This is a genomic window from Bailinhaonella thermotolerans (genome assembly GCF_003594875.1).
GTDB classification, from domain to species: domain Bacteria; phylum Actinomycetota; class Actinomycetes; order Streptosporangiales; family Streptosporangiaceae; genus Bailinhaonella; species Bailinhaonella thermotolerans.
Map to the genome: position 1 here is coordinate 53,316 of NZ_QZEY01000012.1, position 19,274 is coordinate 72,589.

The window sequence follows — 19,274 nt, forward strand, 5'->3', positions numbered from 1 at the left end:
GTTCGAGTGGTTCGGGAGAGAGTGCCCCGGTTCGGGTGGGTGGCTTGGGGCCGCGGCCGGACCGGTGACCGGAAATCCGGATGCGGGCGCGAACCTTTCGCCCTGCGGGTCCATCAGAGGAGGCGACGGGACAGCCTCGTCAGCGACCACGCAGGGGGAGAGATGATTCAGAGGCAGGGCCGCGGGCTCGGACGGTTCGCGCTGGCCGGAACGCTGATCGCGGGCGCGCTGCTGGTGTCCGCCGCGCCGTCGGGGGCCGCGGTGACCGAGCCGGCGCCGCCCGCGGCCGCGAACGCCGCGTCCAAGGCACAGGGCTCTTTCGGCCCGTACGGCTACCGCGGCGTCAAGCTGGGGATGACGGCGAGGCAGGCCACGGCGACCGGGCAGATCGTGCTCAAGTGGCGCGACCACTGCTCGGCCTGGGACTTCAAGGCGCACCGGAACCCGCGCGACAAGGTCGGCCTCTACATCTCCAAGCGGCGCGGAGTCGCGGTGATCTTCGCCCCGGCGAAGGCGCGGACGCCGAAGGGCATCGGCATCGGATCGACGCTCGCCCAGGTCAAGAAGGCGTACCCCGGCCTGAAGCAGGGGCCGAACTTCCCGTACGTCTCGGTGCCGGGCAACCCGAAGGCGCACTACTACTTCCTGGTCGACGACCACGACAGGGTCTACGAGCTGGCCCTGGCCCTCAAGAACCAGGACTGCGTGAACTGACCCGTTCCCGGAGGGCGCGGAGGCCGTCTCCGCGCCCTCTCCCATGTCCCGGGCCCGGCCGCTCACCGCGCCGGCCCATCCACCGTGCCGCCCCGCCCACCGCGCCGCCCCGCCCACCGCGCCGGCCCGCCGCCCGCCGTACGGGGCGGGGAAAAATCGGTGGCCCGGCGCGCGGGCGCCCTGTTAGCGTTCGCGGCGTCGGTTTCGTCAGCGAACGCGGGTGTCCGCATCTGGGAGGGAACGATTTATGACCCGGTCAGCGCCTTGCGTGCCTCCCCGTGCCCCGGGGCGTCCCCGCCGCTGACGCGCACCCCGTCCGCGTGACTTCACGCTGACGCGTTCTCGCCACGCCCGGCTGGACGTCCTGGCGCATCCGCCCGTCCCGGCCGTGCGGCTCCGTCGCACGACGGCCGTTCCCGGCTGTCGTACGGCCCGCGCCGCCCGGCCGCGACCGAGGCATGCTCGGCGCTCCCTTGCTGCCCTTTGACCAGGAAGCACCGGCAAGGAGTATCCAGGTGTCCACCACCTTCCCTCGTGTCACCGAAACCTTCGACTGCGTACGTTGCGGCCTCACCGTCACCACCTTCGGCCCCGACGGCGAGCGGCGTCACCACTGCCCGGCCTGCCTGCACTCCAGGCACGTCCTCGACCAGGCCGAGGGCGGGCCGTCCGAGTGCCGCGCCGCCATGACACCCATCTCCATCGCGGCGCCGCGTGACGGCGGCTGGCGCGTGATCCACCGCTGCACCCGGTGCGGGCAGCTCGCGTCTGCCCCGGTCCACGCGGACGACAACCGGCTGATCCTCGTGCGCATGGCCGTACGGCCACTCGCCCAGCCGCCGTTCCCGCTGGAAACCCTCGGCAACCTGTGATCACCCCGCCGCGGGCCGCTCCCGGGCGGCCCGCGGCGGCCGTACGAGATGGGATCCGTCACTGTCATGCCCCGCCGCAAGCCCGGCCGCAACCGCCCGCAACGCCCCAAGCCCTCGCTCCACGCGCCCGGCGCGGACGCCTTCCGCTGCGCCCACTGCCGCCTGGACGTGCCGCTGGCCGCCCCGGGCACCGCCCACCGCAACCACTGCCCGCACTGCCTGACCAGCCTCCACCTGGACCGCGACGTCCCCGGCGACCGCCGCGCCGCCTGCGGGGGCCGGATGCGTCCGATCAGCCTCACCACCCGCCCCGACGGCGAATGGCTGATCATCCACGAATGCGCCGCCTGCGGCACCCTCAGCGCCAACCGGATCGCGGGCGACGACAACCCCCTCCCCCTGATCCGCCTGGCCCTGCGCCCCCTCACCACGCCCCACCTCCTCGCCTCCGACCCCCGCCTCTCCCCCGGCTCCGCGTTCCCGGGCATCCCCTCCTGACCTGGCTGGAAGTGATCAGGAGGGTGCCGGGCCGGGTGGTGGTCAGGGCCAGGTCGCCCTCCTGGTCGGTGCGGTGGGTCCTCATGCCGAGGGCCGCCAGCCGCCGGAGGGTGCCGGGGGCGGGGTGGCCGTAGGAGTTGCCGGAGCCCGCGCTGATGAGGGCGGCGCGGGCGCCGGTGGCCTGGAGGAAGGCCGGGTCCTGCTTGGCCGAGCCGTGGTGCGGGACCTTGAGGACGTCGGCGCGGGGGACTCCCCGGCGCACGAGGTCGCGCTGGGCCTCCGGCTCGATGTCGCCGGGGAGGAGGACGGTGGCCTGGGGCCAGCGGGCCAGGAGGACGACGCTGGCGTTGTTCACCGCGTCGTCGCCGCCGGTCAGGGTCTCGGCGGCGGCGACCACGGTGATCTCCAGGGCGCCGAAGCGCCAGCGGGTGCCCGCCCGGGCGTGCCAGAGGGGGACCCCCCGGGGGATGTGGCGGACGTCGACCCCGAAGGGTCCCTCCCCGTCCGGTCGTGAGCCGTCGCGGCCGTAGGGGCTGAGGAGGACGGCGCCCGCGGGGCGCTCGCGGAGGGCGCCGGAGAGGCCGGCGGTGTGGTCCAGGTGCGGGTGGGTGAGGACGAGGAGCGGGATCGCGCGCACGCCGAGCCGGCGCAGGCAGCGGTCCACGGCCACGGGGTCGGGGCCGGTGTCGACGACCACGGCGCGCCCGTCGCCGGCGTTCGCGACCAAGGCGTCGCCCTGGCCGACGTCGCAGGCCACCAGCAGCCAGCCCGGCGGCGGCCAGGGCGCGGCGGCGCAGCGCACGGCCAGGAGCGCCGGGAGCGCGCACGCGACGACCACGGCGACCGTGCGGCGGAGCGCGTGGCGGCGGACCACCACCCAGGCGGCGAACCCCGCCACGAGGAGCAGGGCCAGGCCCGGCCAGCCCGCCGGCCACGGGAGCGTGGCGCCGGGCAGCGCGGCGGCGATCCGGGCGACCGTCACGATCCACCAGACCGGGGCGCCGGCCAGGTGGGCGAGGAGCCGGGCGACCTCCATCTGGAACGGCGCCACGAGCGCGACGAGGAACCCGAGCACCGTGGCCGGGGCCACGGCCGGGCCCGCGAGCAGGTTGGCGGGGATGGACGCGGGGCCGAGGCCGCCGGTCATCAGCACCAGGACCGGGGTGCAGGCGGCCTGGGCGGCGGCGGTCACCGCCAGCGCCTCGGCGAGCGGGAACGGCACGCGCCGGGCGAACCGGTCCCGCCATCGCGGCGCGAGGAGCAGGATGCCGCCGGTCGCGCAGACCGACAGCGCGAAGCCGTACGACGCGGCGAGCTCCGGGTCGAAGAGCACCAGCCCCAGGGACGCGACCGTGAGCGCGGTGAACGCGTGGCGGCTCCGCCCGGTGGCGAGCGCGACCGCCGCGATCAGCCCCATCACGAGCGCCCTGAGCACACTGGGCGAGGGCCGGGCGACCACCGCGAACGCGATCATGGCGAGCGCCGCGAACCCGCCCCGCGCCACCAGCGGGAGCCCGGCCCAGCGCGCCAGCGCGACCGCCGCGCCCGCGATGATCGCCAGGTTCGCCCCGGAGACCGCGGTGAGGTGGCCCAGGCCCGCGTCCCGGAAGTCGGCGCGCACCTGCTCGTCCATCCGCGCGGTGTCCCCGATGACCAGTGCCGGGAGCAGCCCGCCCTGCGCCGGCGGCAGCGTGGTGGACGCCTCGCGCAGTCCCGCGCGCAACCCCCCGGCCCACCGCTGGAGCCCCGACGGCTCCCCCGCCACCTCCGGCGGCCCCCGGACGAGCAGCACCGCCGCCAGCAGCTCCCCCTCGCGCGCCGCCGCGAACCGCGCCGTCACCCGCACCCGCTGGCTGGGCAGCAGCCCGAGCCACCGACGGCCGTCCGCCAGCAGGAGCACCGGCGCGCGCACGCGAACCGCCCCGTCCCGCGCCCACACGCGCTCCACCCTCCCCCGCCCCAGGACCGGCTCCCCCGGAACGGCTCCGCCCCGTCCCGCCCGGACCCGCATGTCCTCCGTCAGCACCACCTCGGCCTCCGCGACCGCCTCCCGCCCCGCCAGCTCCGCGACCGGCCCGCCCCTGACCGCCTCCAACCGGAAGCCCACAGCCCCGGCCGCCCCGGCGACGCAGACCAGCACCCCGACCCCGACGTTCCGCCACCCCGCCCGCCCCTCGCCCTCCGCGCGCCGCCGGAGGGCACGGCCCCGCCCGATCCGCCCAGGGGCTCGCGCGAGGAGAGGCGGGGCGGCCAGGACGGCCACGGCCGACGCGGCGGCGGCCAGCACGAGCCACGCCACGACGGGCGAGGCCCGCAGGAGCACCAGGGAGGTGAGCCACGCCCCCAGCGCCGGGAGCAGCAGCCGGCAGGTGAAGGCCCCCTCGCGCACGAGGCCGCCGTCCGCCCGTGAGTCCGCGCCCCTGCCCTGGGACGGGCGCTCCGCCCGCGGGACCGTGTCCTTCCCGGGAGCCCGGTTCTTCTCCGGCGGGGCCGTGCCGCGCCCGGAGCCGGGGCGCGGCATGCGCCATGGCCGGGTCATACGCGGACCTTGTCCTTGAGGTCGGCGAACTTGCTGGGGCCGATGCCGGTGACGTCGCGGAGCTGGTCGACGGTGCGGAAGCCGCCGTGGCGGTCGCGGTATTCGATGATGCGCCCGGCCAGGACCTCGCCGACGCCCTGGAGCTCCTCCAGTTGGCCGGCGGTGGCGGTGTTGAGGTCGACGAGCTCGGAAGGTGCCCCGGGGCCGCCCGCCGAGGGCGGAGCGGCGGCCTGGGGCGGCTGCGTCTTCGCGCCGACCACGATCTGCTCGCCGTCGACGAGCCTGCGGGCGAGGTTGAGGGCGTCGACGCGTACGTTCGCGCGCGGGCCCCCGGCCGCCGTCACGGCGTCGGTCACCCGGGAGCCGAGCGGGAGCCGTACGACGCCTGGACGGCGGACCTTGCCCGCGACGTGCACGGTGACGACGCCGGTCGCCGTCGGCGGGGGCGCGGGCGAGGGAGCCGGTGTGGCGGCCGGCGTCGTCACCGCCACCGGGACCGGCTCGGCGCTCGGGCGCGACAGCCACGCGTAACCGCCGCCGGCCAGCGCGGCGAGCGCCCCGATCACCACCAGCACCCGCACTCCGCCCCCGCCCGGGTCGAACAAGGACATCGAGAACCTCCCTCCAGGCTCCACAGGACCCGACCGGACCATCCCGGCGGGCGGCCCCTCCCCCGCCACGCCCCCGCCCACCCGGTCCCCCTCACCTCCCGCCCCGGCGGCGCTCCCACCCCAGCCCCCGCCCTCGTCCTCCCACGGCCCCCGAGCCCCGTCCCCGCCTCGGAACCAGACCGCTCCCCCACCCCCCGCCCCGACGACGCCCCGGCCTGGTGCCGCGCCGTCGCCCGCTGCCGGCTCCCGGCTCGCGCCCCCGCTTCCGCCACGCCCCTGAGGCAGGCCCGCGCCCCCGCCGTGCTCCCGCGCCACGCCCCCACCACGCTCCCAGGCCGCGTCCCCCTCCCCGCCTCGGGACCACGGCGCGTCCCCGCTCTCGGCCGGGGATCGAGCCGGGTCCTCGTCGTGCTCGGCGCGCATGGCGAGAGAGGCCGCATCGCGCGCGGAGGCGAGATCCGCGGGGCGGATCGGCGCGGCGGCCGAGGCCGGGGCCGGGCCGGGGAACTCCTCGCCCGGCTGACGGGGAGCCGCCGGCGGGCCGCCGATCACGGGGAGCCGCCCACGCTCATCGGGGCGGTCCCGGCGCGGGGTGGGAGGACCTGGCTCCGCGTGGAGGGTCGCCAGGGACGGCGGGCGGGGGAGGGTGGCCGGCCGGGGTGGGGGTGGTGGCTGGAGGAGAGCGAGCAGGCGCTGCTCGGCGAGGGCCGCTCGCTGCTGGGAACGCCGCTTGGTACGCACGGTCGTGACGGTACGGAGACCGGCGCGGCCCGATTCAGGCCGAACCCGGTTCTGTGGACAGCCGCTTCGGGCGAGTCCTGAAATATCCGGGTTAAGCGGGCTGGCCGTCCACAACCGGGGAGACGACGACGCCGAGCATCCCGGGCCCGACGTGGGCGCCGATGACCGCACCCACCTCGCCCACGTGCAGGCGGCGCAGTGAGGGGACGCGAGCGGCCAGGCGTTCCGCCAGCTCGGCCGCGCGCCCGGGGGCCGCCAGGTGCTGAACGGCCACGTCCACCGGGTTCCCCGCGGCGGCCGTCACCGCGAGGTCCTCCATGCGCGCGATGGCCCGGGCCGACGTGCGGACCTTCTCCAGGGGCAGGATCGCGCCGTCGGCGATGTGCAGCAGCGGCTTGATCATGAGGGCGGTGCCGACCAGGGACGCGGCGGCGCCGATGCGACCGCCGCGCCGCAGGTGCTCCAGCGTGTCCACGTAGAACCACGACCGGGTCCGCGAGGCGCAGCGGGAGGCCGCGCCGGCGACGGCGTTCAGCGGCTCCCCGCGCGTCGCCGCCTCGGCCGCCGCGATCACCGGGAAGCCCAGACCCATGCCGAGCGACCGGGTGTCGACCACCATGACCGGGATGCCGGACTTCTCGGCCGCCAGCCGCGCCGCCTCCACCGTGCCCGACAACTCCGCCGAAAGGTGGACGGAAACCACGCCGGTGGCGCCCCGCGCGGCGGCCTCGCCGTACGCCTCCAGGAACACCGAGGGGGCGGGGCGCGACGTGGTCACCGGGGACCAGCTCTTGAGGGCCTCGGCGACGTCCGAGGCGCCCACCTCGGAGACGTCCTCCAGCACCCGCCCGCCGATGACGACCTGGAGGGGCACGACGGTCACCCCGAACCGCGCTATCTCCTCAGAAGCGAGATAAGCGGTGGAATCGGTGACGACCGCGACAGACATGAGCAGAGAGTACCCGCCTGTGATCTATTGAACAGGCTGGCCGCCGCGCCAGACCCGGCGCGGCTTGAGGCCGAAGGCCCACGCGAAGGCGCCCTCGTGATCGGCGTCCCACTGCACGATGTCGGCCAGGCGGCCGGGCGCGAGCACCCCGCGGTCGGGGGCGTTGAGGGCGGACGCGCTGCCGAGCGTGGCCGCGCGCAGCGCCTCGGCGACGCTCATCCCGAACGCCGTCACGGCCAGGGCGATGACCAGTGACATCGAGGTGATGCCGCAGTGGCCTGGATTGTGGTCGGTGCCGAGCGCGATCGGGATGCCCGCGTCGATCATGCGCCGCACCGGCGGCCGGCTGTGGTGCTGGAGCGCGGTGCCCGGGCAGATCACCGCGGGCACGCCGTACCTGGCGAGCGCGGCCAGGTCCTCCTCGGAGGTGTAGTGCAGCAGGTCGGCCGAGGAGCAGCCCACCTCGGCGGCGAGCTGCACCGCGCCGTTGCGGCTGTTGACGCCGGCGTGGATGCGCGGGAGCAGCCCGACGTTGCGCCCGGAGGCGAGCACCCAGCGCGCCTCGTCGGTGGTGAAGTGGCCCTCGTCGCAGTAGACGTCCACGCTGTCGGCCCCGGCCGCCGCCGCGTCGCCGCACCAGGCCCCGACCGCCTCGACGTAGTCGCGCTGCCGGCCGAAGTACTCGGGCGGGACCACGTGCGCGGCCAGGAAGGTCGCGTGGATGCGCGGCATGTTGGGCTCCTTCTCCAGCTCGCGCAGCATGCGCACGTCGGAGAGCTCGCCGTCGCGGGTGAGGTGGTAGCCGGTCTTGGCCTCGACCGTGGTCGTGCCCGAGAGCAGCCACTCGCGCAGGCGCTTGCGGACGCTGTCGCACAGGGTCCACGGGTCGGTGCCGCGCGTCACGGTGACCGTGGAGCCGATGCCGCCGCCCGCCGCGGTGATCGTGCTGTAGGAGGAGCCGCCGGAGCGCATCGCCATCTCCGCCCAGCGGTTCCCGGCGTAGACGGGGTGGGAGTGCGCGTCGATCAGGCCCGGCGTGACCAGCGCGCCGCCGAGGTTCTCGACGTGGTCGACGTCGACGATGTCGTCGACGACCCCGGGCACGCTCTGCGGCAGGTCCGCGGCCCTCCCGACCCAGGCGATGCGGTCGTTGTGGAGCAGGATGGCCGCGTTGCTGCACACGTCGGAGCCGGTCCAGAGCCGGCCGATGTTGGTGAGCAGGCGAACCGTCATCGCATCACCGCCGCCGTTCGGGCACGACGGGACGGCCGAACGGCGCGGGCGCACCTGTGCGGTGCTCGCGGAGTCCGGCCATAGGGGTCACCTACTTCCGCGCGGGGGTCGCGGCGTCGCGACCGCACCGCCTTGACAGGGACATCCTGGAGGGGTCGCCGGGACTCAGGGGTCCGGCGATTTCAGTTCAGTTACGTTATTTCACAGGCTGGCTCGCTGTATAGGGCCAATGGGAAGAACAATGTGCCGCTTCCCCCACGGCCCGATCCGGTGAACTCTCCGGCCACCCTAACCGCCGATCCGCCCCCAGGTCAGCGCTTCTCGCCGCCGGCGAAACCACGTGAGCATCATGTCTCCCGAAAGCCACAATGTGAAATGCCCACAAGGAAAAGGACACCCGAAACGGGCGGTTCAAACCTCCCCTAATCGGGGCTCCCCGTCCGCCCTTCGAGAAATCCCACGTGGCCCCGCGCCCGCTCCCCCGCGCGGACACGTTTCGGCCCCAAGATCCCGCACCGGGTCACGCCCGTCAACCCTTCCCCACGGCCTCCCCCCGCCCCGTGAGCCCCATCCGGTACGGCTCGCGCCCGCTCCGCCCGCCGAGGCCGGCGCGAGCCGTACCCCGCGAGCCGTACCGCGCGCAAGCCGTACCGCGCGCAAGCCGTACCGCGCGCAAGCCGTACCGCGCGCAAGCCGTACCGCGCGCAAGCCGTACCGCGCGCAAGCCGTACCGCGCGCAAGCCGTACCGCGCGCAAGCCGTACCGCGCGCAAGCCGTACCGCGCGCAAGCCGTACCGCGCGCAAGCCGTACCGCGCGCAAGCCGTACCGCGCGCAAGCCGTACCGCGCGCAAGCCGTACCGCGCGCAAGCCGTACCGCGCGCAAGCCGTACCGCGCGCAAGCCGTACCGCGCGCAAGCCGTACCGCGCGCAAGCCGTACCGCGCGCAAGCCGTACCGCGCGCAAGCCGTACCGCGCGCAAGCCGTACCGCGCGCAAGCCGTACGGCGGGAGCCACGCCGGACACGCGGGAGGCCGCACAGAAAGCACAGAAAGCACAGGAAGCGTTCGAACGCACGAAGCCTCACGGACCGCCGCGAGCCCGGCGACCGGAGGCGGTGGAGCAGGAGTGCCCGGGAAAAGACCGAGGCCGCGCGAGCGGCGGGTGCTCGCGCGGCCTCGGTCGGCCCTTGCGGGGAACGCTCAGCGCAGCGTCTCGGCGGGCTCGGCGTAGCGCTCCAGCTCGGCCAGCAGGCCGGACGGGACGCGGGCGTGGACCAGCGTGCCCTCGTCGCCGTGCTCCACCTTGAGGACCTCGCCCTCGCTGTGGACGCGGGAGACCAGGTCGCCGCGGCCGTAGGGCACGACGGCGCGGATCTCGTGGTCGAGGCGGGGCAGGTCGCGCTCGATGATCGCCATCAGCTCGCCGATGCCCTCGCCCGAGCGGGCGGAGACGACGACGCTGTGCTTCTCGCGGTTCTGGATGCGCTGGATGACCAGCGGGTCCGCCGCGTCCGCCTTGTTGATCACGACGATCTCGGGGACCTTGTCGGCCTCGATCTCGGCGAAGACCTCGCGCACGGCCGTGAGCTGGGACTCGGGGTCGGGGTGCGAGCCGTCCACCACGTGCAGGATCAGGTCGGCGTCGGCGACCTCCTCCAGCGTGGACCGGAACGCCTCGACGAGCTGGTGCGGCAGGTGCCGGACGAACCCGACGGTGTCCGCCAGCGTGAACAGGCGGCCGTCCGGGGTGCGCGACCGGCGCACGGTCGGGTCCAGGGTCGCGAACAGCGCGTCCTCGACCAGCACGCCCGCTCCGGTGAGCCGGTTGAGCAGCGAGGACTTGCCGGCGTTGGTGTAGCCGGCGATCGCGACGGCCGGGACCTCACGGGCCTGGCGCCGCGCGCGCATGGTGTCGCGGGCCTTGGACATCTCGGCGAGCTGGCGGTTCAGCTTGGCGATCCGGGTGCGGATGCGCCGCCGGTCCAGCTCGATCTTGGTCTCACCGGGGCCGCGGCCGCCGATGCCGACGCCGCCCGCGGCGCGTCCGCCGACCTGGCGCGACAGGTTGCCACCCCAGCCGCGGAGCCGCGGCAGGAGGTAGTTGAGCTGCGCCAGCTCGACCTGGGCGCGGCCCTCCCTGCTGCGCGCGTGCTGCGCGAAGATGTCCAGGATCAGGGCCGTGCGGTCGATGACCTTGACCTTGACGATCTCTTCGAGCTGGCGGAGCTGGCCGGGGGTCAGCTCACCGTCGGCGATCACGGTGTCGGCGCCGGTGGACTTGACGATGTCGGCGAGCTCGCGGGCCTTGCCGGAGCCGATGTAGGTGCCCGGGTCGGGCTTCTGCCGGCGCTGGATCACACCCTCCAGCACCTGGGAACCGGCGGTCTCGGCCAGCAGCTTCAGCTCCTGCAGGGAGTTCTCCGCGTCGGCGACGGTCCCGGTGGTCCAGACTCCGACGAGGACGACCCGCTCAAGCCGCAGCTTCCGGTATTCGACCTCGGTGACGTCTTCGAGTTCGGTGGACAGTCCGACGACCCGGCGCAACGCCTGTCGCTCGGCCAGCTCCAGGTCGCCCGTGGCCGGCTCGAACTCGTCCAGATCCGCTTCGGACTTGATGGGGTTGCTCTGCATAAGTTTCATCTCTGTCGAACTGAACACCGAGATGCCCCGGCGTCTTCCCGTCGATGGTCGCATGACCCGGCCGGATTCCTCACCTCATATACGGGCGCGTCCCCGGACGGCCGGAACCGGCCCTCCGGGGCGCCTCAGCGACCGGGTTCCGCGACGCGCGCCCCTCGGGAGCGGCCGGCGGCGGCGGACGGGTCCGTCAGAGCTTGAGCACCTTGGCCTCGCCCGCGCCAGTCTCGATCTTGATGCGCTTCGTGGCCTTGGGGTCGTTCTTGATCTGCACGTCCTCCTCGCCGACGCCGGTGCCCACGTCCACCCGGTACGACCCGTCCGGCACGCGCACGGTCCCGGCGCCTGCCCCGGTCCGCACCTCGACGTCGTCGGGCGCGGAGACGAAGCTCAGCTCGACGTCGCCGGCGCCGCTCTCGACCTGAGCCTTCTTCGCGCCCAGGTTCTCGCCCGTCAGGCCCCCCGCGCCCGTGTTGGCCTTGATGGTGCCCGTCAGCGCCCGCAGCGTGATGTCCCCGGCGCCGGTCTCGAGGTCCACGGCCAGCCCCTTCGGCACCTCCACGACGTAGTCGATGCCGCAGCTCCCGCCGAGCTGGACGTCGGGGCAGTCGTACGTCAGGACGAGGGTGCCGCCCTCCACCCGGTGCTCCGGCTTGGGCTTCTCACCCCGCCACGAGAGCTTCTCGGTCACCTTCACGTCGCCGCGCCCGGTCTCGACGAACTCGACATCGCCCTCGCCGCTGTCCAACCTGACCGCGCTGACCTTCTCCGCGACCTCATAGGTCTTGGTCTCGGTCTCGGAGCGCCCGATCACACCACAGCCGGACACGATCAGTACACCCAGGGGGATCGCCGCCGCGGCGAGGCCGATTCGCTTGAACTTCATGACCAGGAGTTTGCCGTACCCGGCAGGGCCGGACGTCCCGCCAGAGGACCATCTTGGGCCTGGCCCGCGGGGACGATGCGCCTCCCCCGGCAGACCGAGCGCCCGCCGCACGGGCCCGGGACACGCCCCGCCCGCGCTCCCGCCCGCCGTACGGCACGGGCCCTCCCTACCGTACCGCACGGCCCCGCACGCCGTACGGCACGCCCGCGCGTGCCGTACGGCGGGGGCGAGGTCAGGTGCCGCGGCCACGCGGGACCTCGACGTCGTAGTCCACCTGGCAGAGACCGCCGAGGCGGGTCCACCAGGGGCAGTCGGCGCACAGGGACAGGACGCCGTCCTCGACCGAGTGCTTGGCGACCGGTTTGATCAGCCGCCAGGACAGCCGCTCGGTCACTTTGACGCCGGTGCGCGCGCTCTCGACGAGGCGCATGTCGCCGTCGCCGCGCACCATGCGCACGTCGGCGACGTTCTCCTGGACCACGTAGGTCCTGGTGCTGCTCTGGTCCGGGCCGCCGTGGGCGAGGAAGCCCCACACGCCGAGGGCGGTCAGGGGGACGGCCGTCGCGATTCCGATTCGTGTGTTCGCCATGACCTGAGCCTGTCGCGATCGGGGCGCGGCGGCCTCCCGCCGGGGCGGGGATTCTCGCGCCCCCCGCGAGAGGGAGGCCTCCCCCGGCGGCGCGATCGAAGCGCGCCGTACCGGGCAGGACCACCCCGGTGGTGGCCATGACAGCTACCCGGGAGTAGGCTCCCCACCCATAGCTTCCACGAAGCAGAAGCAGCTTTCCGTACAGTGGAAAAATAGTTGGAAGACCGAGGAGGACGCCGCCATGCAGGCACCCGAGGGCGTGCGGGTCACCGGACCCATCCGCGAGAGGTACGACGAGATCCTCACCCCCGAGGCGCTCGCCTTCGTGGCCGAGCTGCAGCGGAGGTACGGCGCCCGCCGCGCCGAGCTGCTGGCCGCGCGGCAGGCGCGCCAGGCCGAGCTCTCCGCCGGGGGGACCCTCGACTTCCTCGCCGAGACCAGGCACATCCGCGAGGACGACTCCTGGCGGGTGGCCGAGCCGGCGCCCGGGCTGGTGGACCGCCGGGTGGAGATCACCGGCCCCACCGACAGGAAGATGACGATCAACGCGCTGAACTCGGGCGCGAAGGTGTGGCTGGCCGACTTCGAGGACGCCAACTCGCCGCTCTGGGAGAACATGATCGAGGGGCAGCTCAACCTGCGCGACGCCCTCGACCGCACGATCGACTTCAGCCAGGGCGAGAAGCGGTACGCCCTCAGGCCGGACGAGGAGCTGGCCACGATCGTCGTCCGGCCGCGCGGCTGGCACCTGGACGAGAAGCACATCGAGGTGGACGGGCGGGCCTGCTCCGGCAGCCTGGTGGACTTCGGGCTGTACTTCTTCCACTGCGCGAAGCGCCAGCTCGCCAAGGGCAAGGGGCCGTACTTCTACCTGCCCAAGATGGAGAGCCACCTGGAGGCGCGGCTCTGGAACGAGGTGTTCGTGACCGCCCAGGAGCTGCTGAAGATCCCGCGCGGCACGATCCGGGCCACCGTCCTCATCGAGACGTACCCGGCGGCGTTCGAGATGGAGGAGATCCTGTACGAGCTGCGCGAGCACTCGGCGGGGCTCAACGCGGGGCGCTGGGACTACCTGTTCAGCGTGATCAAGAAGTTCCGCACGCGCGGGCGGGACTACCTGCTGCCGGAGCGGAACTCGGTCACGATGACCGCGCCGTTCATGCGGGCGTACACCGAGCTGCTGGTGCGCACGTGCCACAAGCGCGGCGCGCACGCGATCGGCGGCATGGCCGCGTTCATCCCGAGCCGCAAGGACCCCGAGGTCAACGCGACGGCGCTGGAGAAGGTGCGCGCCGACAAGACGCGCGAGTCCGGCGACGGCTTCGACGGGTCGTGGGTGGCGCACCCGGACCTGGTCCCGATCTGCCGGGAGGTCTTCGACGGGGTGCTGGGCGACCGGCCGAACCAGCTCGACCGCAAGCGCGAGGACGTGAACGTCTCCGCCGCCGACCTGCTGGCGGTGTCCAAGACGCCGGGCGAGATCACCGAGGCGGGGCTGCGGAACAACGTGGACGTGGCGCTGCGCTACCTGGCCACCTGGATGGGCGGCAACGGCGCGGTGGCGATCCACAACCTCATGGAGGACGCGGCGACCGCCGAGATCTCCCGGTCGCAGATCTGGCAGTGGATCCACAACGACGTCCGGCTCGCGGACGGGCCGGTGGTGACGAAGGCGCTGGTCGAGGGCATCATCGACGAGGAGCTGGCCAAGATCAGTGAGGAGCTGGGCGAGCGGTTCGACGTCGAGCTGTACGCCCAGGCGACCGCGCTGTTCAAGGAGGTCGCGCTCGACGACGACTTCGCGGAGTTCCTGACGCTGCCGGCGTACGCGCGCATGCCGTAGCCCGGAGCCGCGGGTCACGGGCCCGCAGGAGTTATCCACAGGGCCGTGAGCTGCGGCGTGACGGGTTATCCACAACGCGGCGGCTCAGGGGCCTGCGAGGCCCGCCGGGGCCGTAGATTGCAGGCGACGGCGGCCGATCCCGATCCGGGCGGCCGCCGGGCCGGACGATCGGCTCCGAGAGCACGGGTCAGGAGGTGCCGGGATGCGAGCCCTGGCTGAACGTTTCCGGGAGATCCTCGGTGACGACGGGGTCATCACCGATCCCGTACGGCTGCGCACCTACGAGTGCGACGGCCTCACGGTCCACCGGGCCACGCCCGGCATCGTGGTGCTGCCCGGCACAGCCGAGCAGATCGCCGAGATCGTGCGCGAGTGCAACGCCGCCCGCACGCCGTACATCGCGCGCGGCTCGGGCACCGGGCTGTCCGGCGGCGCGCTGCCCCGCGCCGACGGGGTGCTCATCGTCACCAGCCGCATGCGGCGGATCATCGAGATCGACGTGGCGAACCAGCGGGCCGTGGTCGAGCCCGGGGTGACCAACCTCGCGATCAGCCAGGCCGCCCGCCCGCACGGCTACTACTACGCCCCCGACCCGTCGAGCCAGCAGATCTGCTCCATCGGCGGCAACGTCGCGGAGAACTCCGGCGGCGCCCACTGCCTGAAGTACGGCTTCACCGTCAACCACGTCCTGGCCTGCGAGATCGTCACGCCCGACGGCGAGATCACCTGGCTGGGCGGCGGCGACCCCGGCTACGACCTGCTCGGCGCGTTCATCGGCTCGGAGGGCACCCTGGGCATCGCCACCAAGGTGGTCGTACGGCTGACGCGCACGCCCGAGGCGGTGCTGACGCTGCTGGCGGCGTTCGACGGGATCGAGCGCGGCGGCCGGGCGGTGTCGGCGATCATCGGCGCGGGGATCGTGCCGGCCGCGATCGAGATGATGGACGCGCTCGCGATCGAGGCGGCCGAGGCGGCGGTGGGCTGCGGCTACCCCGAGGGCGCGGGCGCGGTCCTGATCGTGGAGCTGGACGGGCCCGAGGCCGAGGTGCGCCACCAGTTCGAGCGGGTCGAGACCATCTGCGCCGAGGCGGGCGCGTTCGAGCTGCGCGTGGCGCGCGACGACGCCGAGCGCGCCGCCGTCTGGACCGGGCGCAAGTCGGCGTTCGCGGCCGTGGGCCGGATCAGCCCGGCCTACATCGTGCAGGACGGCGTCGTGCCGCGCACCGCCCTGCCGGAGGTGCTGGCCGCCATCGACGCGCTGTCGGCGGACTACGGCATCCGCGTGGCCAACGTGTTCCACGCCGGAGACGGCAACCTGCATCCGCTGGTGCTGTTCGACGACGCGGTGCCCGGGGAGGGCACGCGGGCCGAGGAGGTCTCCGGCCGGATCCTGGACCTGTGCGTGGAGCACGGCGGCTCGATCACCGGCGAGCACGGCGTCGGCGTGGACAAGTCCAGATACATGACGAAGATGTTCGGCGATGACGATCTCGACACCATGCAGCTCCTCCGCTGCGCCTTCGACCCGATGAACCTCTGCAACCCCGGCAAGGTCTTCCCCACCCCGCGCCTGTGCGGGGAGGCCCCGGGCGTGCGCCGCGGGGTGCACCCGCTGGTCGCCTCCGGAGAGGCGGAGCTGTTTTGACCCCGGCGGACGGCATGGACGGCGGCGCCACCGGGCCGGCCGGCGGGCACGGGGACGTGGGGGCGGCGCTGCGGGCGGCGTGCGCGGACGTGCGGCCCGCGGGCGAGGGCGACGCCGTCTCCGGGGTCGCCGCGTCCTGGGTGGTCACGCCCCGCTCCGCCGAGGAGGCGGCGGCGGTCATGCGCGCCTCGGCCCGGCACGACCTGGCCGTGGTGCCGACGGGGGCGGGCACCAAGCTCGACTGGGGCGCGCCGCCCAACCGGCTCGACGTCATCCTGCGCACGTCCGGGCTCACCGGCGACGTCGAGCACGCGCCCGGCGACCTCGTGGCCCGCGTCCCCGCCGGGATGGCCCTGAGCGACCTCGCCGGCGTCCTGGCCGAGCACGGGCAGCAGCTCGTGCTCGACGACCCCACCGGCTCCGCCACCGTCGGCGGCGCGCTCGCCACCGCCACGGCCGGGCCGCGCCGCCTGCTGTACGGCACGGCCCGCGACCTGCTCATCGGCATCACGGTCGTCCGGCCCGACGGCGCGATCACCCGCTCCGGCGGGAAGGTCGTGAAGAACGTCGCCGGCTACGACCTGGGCAAGCTCTACACCGGCTCCTACGGCACGCTCGGGCTCATCGTGGACGCCACCTTCCGCCTGCACCCGCTCCCGGCCGCGCGCGCCTTCGTCACCGCCGTCTACGCCGGGGCCGAGGAGGCCGCGCGAGCCGCGCACCAGGTCGCGGGGTCCCAGGCGGTGGCGAGCGCGGTGGAGGTGGAGCGCACCGGGCCGGGCGCGCCCGTGAGCGTGGCCGTCCTGCTGGAGGGCGTGCCCGAGGGAGTGGCCGCGCGGAGCCAGGCCGTGCGGCGGATCCTGGGCTACGACTCCCAGGTGGCCGCCGATCCGCCCGTGTGGTGGGGGAGGCTGCCCTCGCTCGACGGCGGCGTGCTGGTCGAGGTGACGTTCCCGCTGTCGGCGCTGGGCCGGGTCCTGGCGGCGATCGACGAGGCCGCGGGGCGCGCCGGCGCGCGGCCCGCCGTGCGCGGATCGGGGGCGGGCGCGCTGTGCCTGGGCCTGCTGCCGGACGTCGAGCCCTCGGTGCCCGCCGAGTTCGTGCCGCTGCTGCGGGCGGAGCTGGGCCCGCTCGGCGGCCACGTGGTGGTGCGGCGGGCCCCCGACCCGGTGCGGCCGCGGCTGGACCTGTGGGGCCCGGTGGCGGCGCTGCCGCTGATGCGCCGGGTCAAGGAACGCTTCGACCCCGGTTACCGTGTCTCACCGGGCCGGTTCGCGGGGGGCATCTAGGCATGGGCGCACGAGGACGGCCGGCGATGACGGCGGGAGGTAGGCGAGCGTGGATCCGAAGCTGATCGACGACTGCGTGCACTGCGGCTTCTGCCTGCCCACCTGCCCGACCTACGTGCTGTGGGGCGAGGAGATGGACTCCCCGCGCGGGCGCATCCACCTCATGCGGCAGCACGTCGAGGGCACCCCGGTCACCCCGGAGATGGCCGGCCACTTCGACGCGTGCCTGGGCTGCATGGCGTGCGTGACGGCGTGCCCGTCCGGGGTGCGCTACGACCGGCTGATCGAGGAGACCCGCGCGGTGGTGGAGCGGGAGCACCGCCGCCCCCTGGCCGAGCGCGCGTTCCGCGCCCTGGTCTTCGCGACGTTCCCCCGCCCCCGCCTGCTGCGCGCGCTGCGCGGCCCGCTCCGCCTCTATCAGGCGAGCGGCCTGGCCCCGCTGGTCCGCCGCGCGCTGCCGGGGCCGCTGGCGGCCATGGAGGCGCTGGCCCCCGAGCTGACGGCCCGGGTGCGCCTGCCGCGCCTGGTCCGGGCGCGCGGTCCGCGCCGGGCGGTGGTCGGGCTGCTCACCGGATGCGTGCAGGGCGAGTTCTTCCCCCAGGTCAACTCGGCCACCGCCCGGGTGCTGGCGCTGGAGGGCTGCGACGTGGTGATCCCGCGCGGCCAGTCCTGCTGCGGGGCGCTGTCGCTGCACGCGGGCCGTCCGGAGCAGGCGCGGCGGCTGGCGCGCCGGGTGATCCGCACGTTCGAGCGCGCGGGCGTGGACACGATCGTGGTCAACGCGGCGGGCTGCGGCTCGGCGATGAAGGACTACGCCGACGTGCTCGCCGACGATCCCGCCTGGTCGGCGCGCGCCGCCGCCCTGTCCGCCAAGGTGCGCGACCTGGCCGAGTTCCTGGCGGAACTGGGCCCGGCGGCCCCGCGCCACCCGCTGGAGATCACGGTCGCCTACCACGACGCCTGCCACCTGGCCCACGCCCAGGGCGTCCGCGCCCAGCCCCGCGCGCTCCTGTCGGCCATCCCCGGCCTCACCGTGGTCGAGGTCCCGGACTCGGCGATCTGCTGCGGCTCGGCCGGCACCTACAACCTCTTCCAGCCCGGGGCCGCCCGCGACCTGGGCGACCGCAAGGCCGCGAACGTGCTGGCCACCGGCGCCGACCTCCTGGTCTCCGCCAATCCCGGCTGCACCGTGCAGATCACCTCGGCGCTGGCCCGGCGGGGGCGGGAGATCGCGGTCGCGCACACCGCGCAGCTCCTCGACGCCTCCCTGCGCGCGCGCCCCGCCCGCGCCCTCCTGCGAGGGGGCAGGCCGTGACCATCCAGTCCGTGGACCGGGCGTTCGACGTGCTGGAGGCCCTGACGGCGTACGGCGGGGAGGCCGGCATCTCGGAGATCGCCGACCGCACCGGCCTGCCCTACGGCACGATCCACCGCCTGCTGCAGACCCTGCTCGCCCGCGGCTACGTTCGCCAGGGCGCCGACAAGCGCTACGCCCTCGGCGGCTCCCTCCTGCGCCTGGGCGAGGCCGCCGAGCGCCTGGTCGCGGTCTGGGCCCGGCCGTACCTCTCGCGCCTGGTGGACCTGTCCGGCGAGACCGCCAACATGGCCGTGCTCGAAGGCGACAACGTCGTCTACGTCGCCCAGGTGCCCTCGCCGCGCCGCCTGCGCATGTTCGCCGAGGTAGGCCGCCGCGTCCTCCCCCACTCCACGGCGGTGGGCAAGGTGCTGCTGGCCGACCGCACCGACGACCACTGCGCGGCCCTCCTGGAGCGCACCGGCCTGCCCCGCCGCACCGCCAACACCATCACCGACGTGGAGGCCATGCTGGCCGAGCTGGCCCTGGTCCGCTCCCGCGGCTTCGCCCTGGACCTGGGCGAGGAGGAACTGGGCGTCCACTGCATGGCGGTGCCGGTCCGCGACGACGACCGGGTGGTCGCCGCGCTCTCGGTGTCAGGCCCCGCCGAGCGCATCGACGCCCTGCCCCGCCACACGCTCTACGCCGGCATGCGCCGCATCGCCGAGGACCTCGGCGCCGAGGTCTTCGGCCCGCCCCGCTGACGCCCCCGGCCCGCTGACGCCCCGCCACCCCCGGCCCCCGTCCCGGCCTCCTGTCCCGGCCTCCTGTCCCGGCCTCCTGTCCCGGCCTCCTGTCCGCTGCGAGTGTCCCGCATGCCGTGATCGACGAGCCCGCCAGGCCGTACGGCCTCCGCGCGGCAGGTCCGGTGCGC

General features: G+C 74.6%; 15 protein-coding genes. 8 read left to right on the forward strand and 7 right to left on the reverse strand.

Features of this window, described 5'->3' with window-relative positions; translation table 11 throughout:
• The first annotated feature begins 162 nt into the window (after window positions 1-162).
• From D5H75_RS26275 to D5H75_RS26285, 3 genes are all read left to right on the forward strand, one after another.
• Window positions 163-714 (forward strand): hypothetical protein, encoded by a 552-nt coding sequence (locus D5H75_RS26275; protein ID WP_119929220.1) that lies wholly within the window; start codon window positions 163-165, stop codon window positions 712-714.
• A 515-nt stretch (window positions 715-1,229) separates the two neighbouring features.
• Window positions 1,230-1,586 (forward strand): RNHCP domain-containing protein, encoded by a 357-nt coding sequence (locus D5H75_RS26280; RefSeq protein WP_242454525.1) that lies wholly within the window; start codon window positions 1,230-1,232, stop codon window positions 1,584-1,586.
• A gap of 66 nt (window positions 1,587-1,652) precedes the next feature.
• Entirely contained in the window at window positions 1,653-2,084 is a 432-nt protein-coding gene (locus D5H75_RS26285; RefSeq protein WP_119929222.1) for an RNHCP domain-containing protein, read from the forward strand.
• Here D5H75_RS26285 and D5H75_RS26290 read toward each other — a convergent pair.
• From D5H75_RS26290 to D5H75_RS26320, 7 genes are all read right to left on the reverse strand, one after another.
• Complete coding sequence (locus D5H75_RS26290; protein ID WP_242454526.1) at window positions 2,011-4,623, reverse strand: ComEC/Rec2 family competence protein; 2,613 nt, start codon at window positions 4,621-4,623, stop codon at window positions 2,011-2,013. The genes D5H75_RS26285 and D5H75_RS26290 overlap by 74 nt on opposite strands.
• A complete protein-coding gene (locus D5H75_RS41935; RefSeq protein ID WP_202638531.1) occupies window positions 4,620-5,234 on the reverse strand; it encodes a ComEA family DNA-binding protein in 615 nt (204 codons plus the stop codon). The genes D5H75_RS26290 and D5H75_RS41935 overlap by 4 nt, the downstream gene beginning before the upstream one ends.
• 832 nt (window positions 5,235-6,066) lie before the next feature.
• Window positions 6,067-6,924: a DegV family protein gene (locus D5H75_RS26300; RefSeq protein ID WP_202638532.1), complete on the reverse strand. Its 858-nt coding sequence runs from the start codon at window positions 6,922-6,924 to the stop codon at window positions 6,067-6,069.
• 24 nt (window positions 6,925-6,948) lie between these two features.
• Window positions 6,949-8,157: an imidazolonepropionase gene (gene hutI / locus D5H75_RS26305; RefSeq protein WP_119929226.1), complete on the reverse strand. Its 1,209-nt coding sequence runs from the start codon at window positions 8,155-8,157 to the stop codon at window positions 6,949-6,951.
• A gap of 1,200 nt (window positions 8,158-9,357) precedes the next feature.
• Window positions 9,358-10,788, reverse strand: coding sequence for a GTPase HflX (gene hflX / locus D5H75_RS26310; protein WP_242454527.1), 1,431 nt, complete (start codon window positions 10,786-10,788; stop codon window positions 9,358-9,360).
• Window positions 10,789-10,984: 196 nt separating this feature from the next.
• Window positions 10,985-11,680, reverse strand: coding sequence for a DUF4097 family beta strand repeat-containing protein (locus tag D5H75_RS26315; protein ID WP_119929228.1), 696 nt, complete (start codon window positions 11,678-11,680; stop codon window positions 10,985-10,987).
• Between the two features lie 232 nt (window positions 11,681-11,912).
• Window positions 11,913-12,269 (reverse strand): hypothetical protein, encoded by a 357-nt coding sequence (locus tag D5H75_RS26320; protein ID WP_119929229.1) that lies wholly within the window; start codon window positions 12,267-12,269, stop codon window positions 11,913-11,915.
• Between the two features lie 241 nt (window positions 12,270-12,510).
• Between D5H75_RS26320 and aceB the strand changes: the two genes are divergently transcribed.
• The 5 genes from aceB to D5H75_RS26345 all read left to right on the forward strand — a co-directional run bounded on the left by aceB (window position 12,511) and on the right by D5H75_RS26345 (window position 19,104).
• Complete coding sequence (gene aceB / locus D5H75_RS26325) at window positions 12,511-14,112, forward strand: malate synthase A (protein ID WP_119929230.1); 1,602 nt, start codon at window positions 12,511-12,513, stop codon at window positions 14,110-14,112.
• Window positions 14,113-14,314: 202 nt separating this feature from the next.
• Window positions 14,315-15,757, forward strand: coding sequence for an FAD-linked oxidase C-terminal domain-containing protein (locus tag D5H75_RS26330; protein ID WP_119929231.1), 1,443 nt, complete (start codon window positions 14,315-14,317; stop codon window positions 15,755-15,757).
• Window positions 15,754-17,046, forward strand: coding sequence for an FAD-binding oxidoreductase (locus D5H75_RS26335; protein ID WP_242454528.1), 1,293 nt, complete (start codon window positions 15,754-15,756; stop codon window positions 17,044-17,046). The genes D5H75_RS26330 and D5H75_RS26335 overlap by 4 nt, the downstream gene beginning before the upstream one ends.
• Window positions 17,047-17,095: 49 nt before the next feature.
• Window positions 17,096-18,361, forward strand: a complete 1,266-nt coding sequence (locus D5H75_RS26340; protein WP_119929233.1) for a (Fe-S)-binding protein — start codon at window positions 17,096-17,098, stop codon at window positions 18,359-18,361.
• Window positions 18,358-19,104 carry an IclR family transcriptional regulator gene (locus D5H75_RS26345; RefSeq protein WP_242454529.1) on the forward strand — a complete coding sequence of 249 codons (747 nt, stop codon included), beginning with the start codon at window positions 18,358-18,360 and terminating at the stop codon, window positions 19,102-19,104. Before D5H75_RS26340 ends, D5H75_RS26345 begins: the two co-directional genes overlap by 4 nt.
• Window positions 19,105-19,274: the final 170 nt, after the last annotated feature.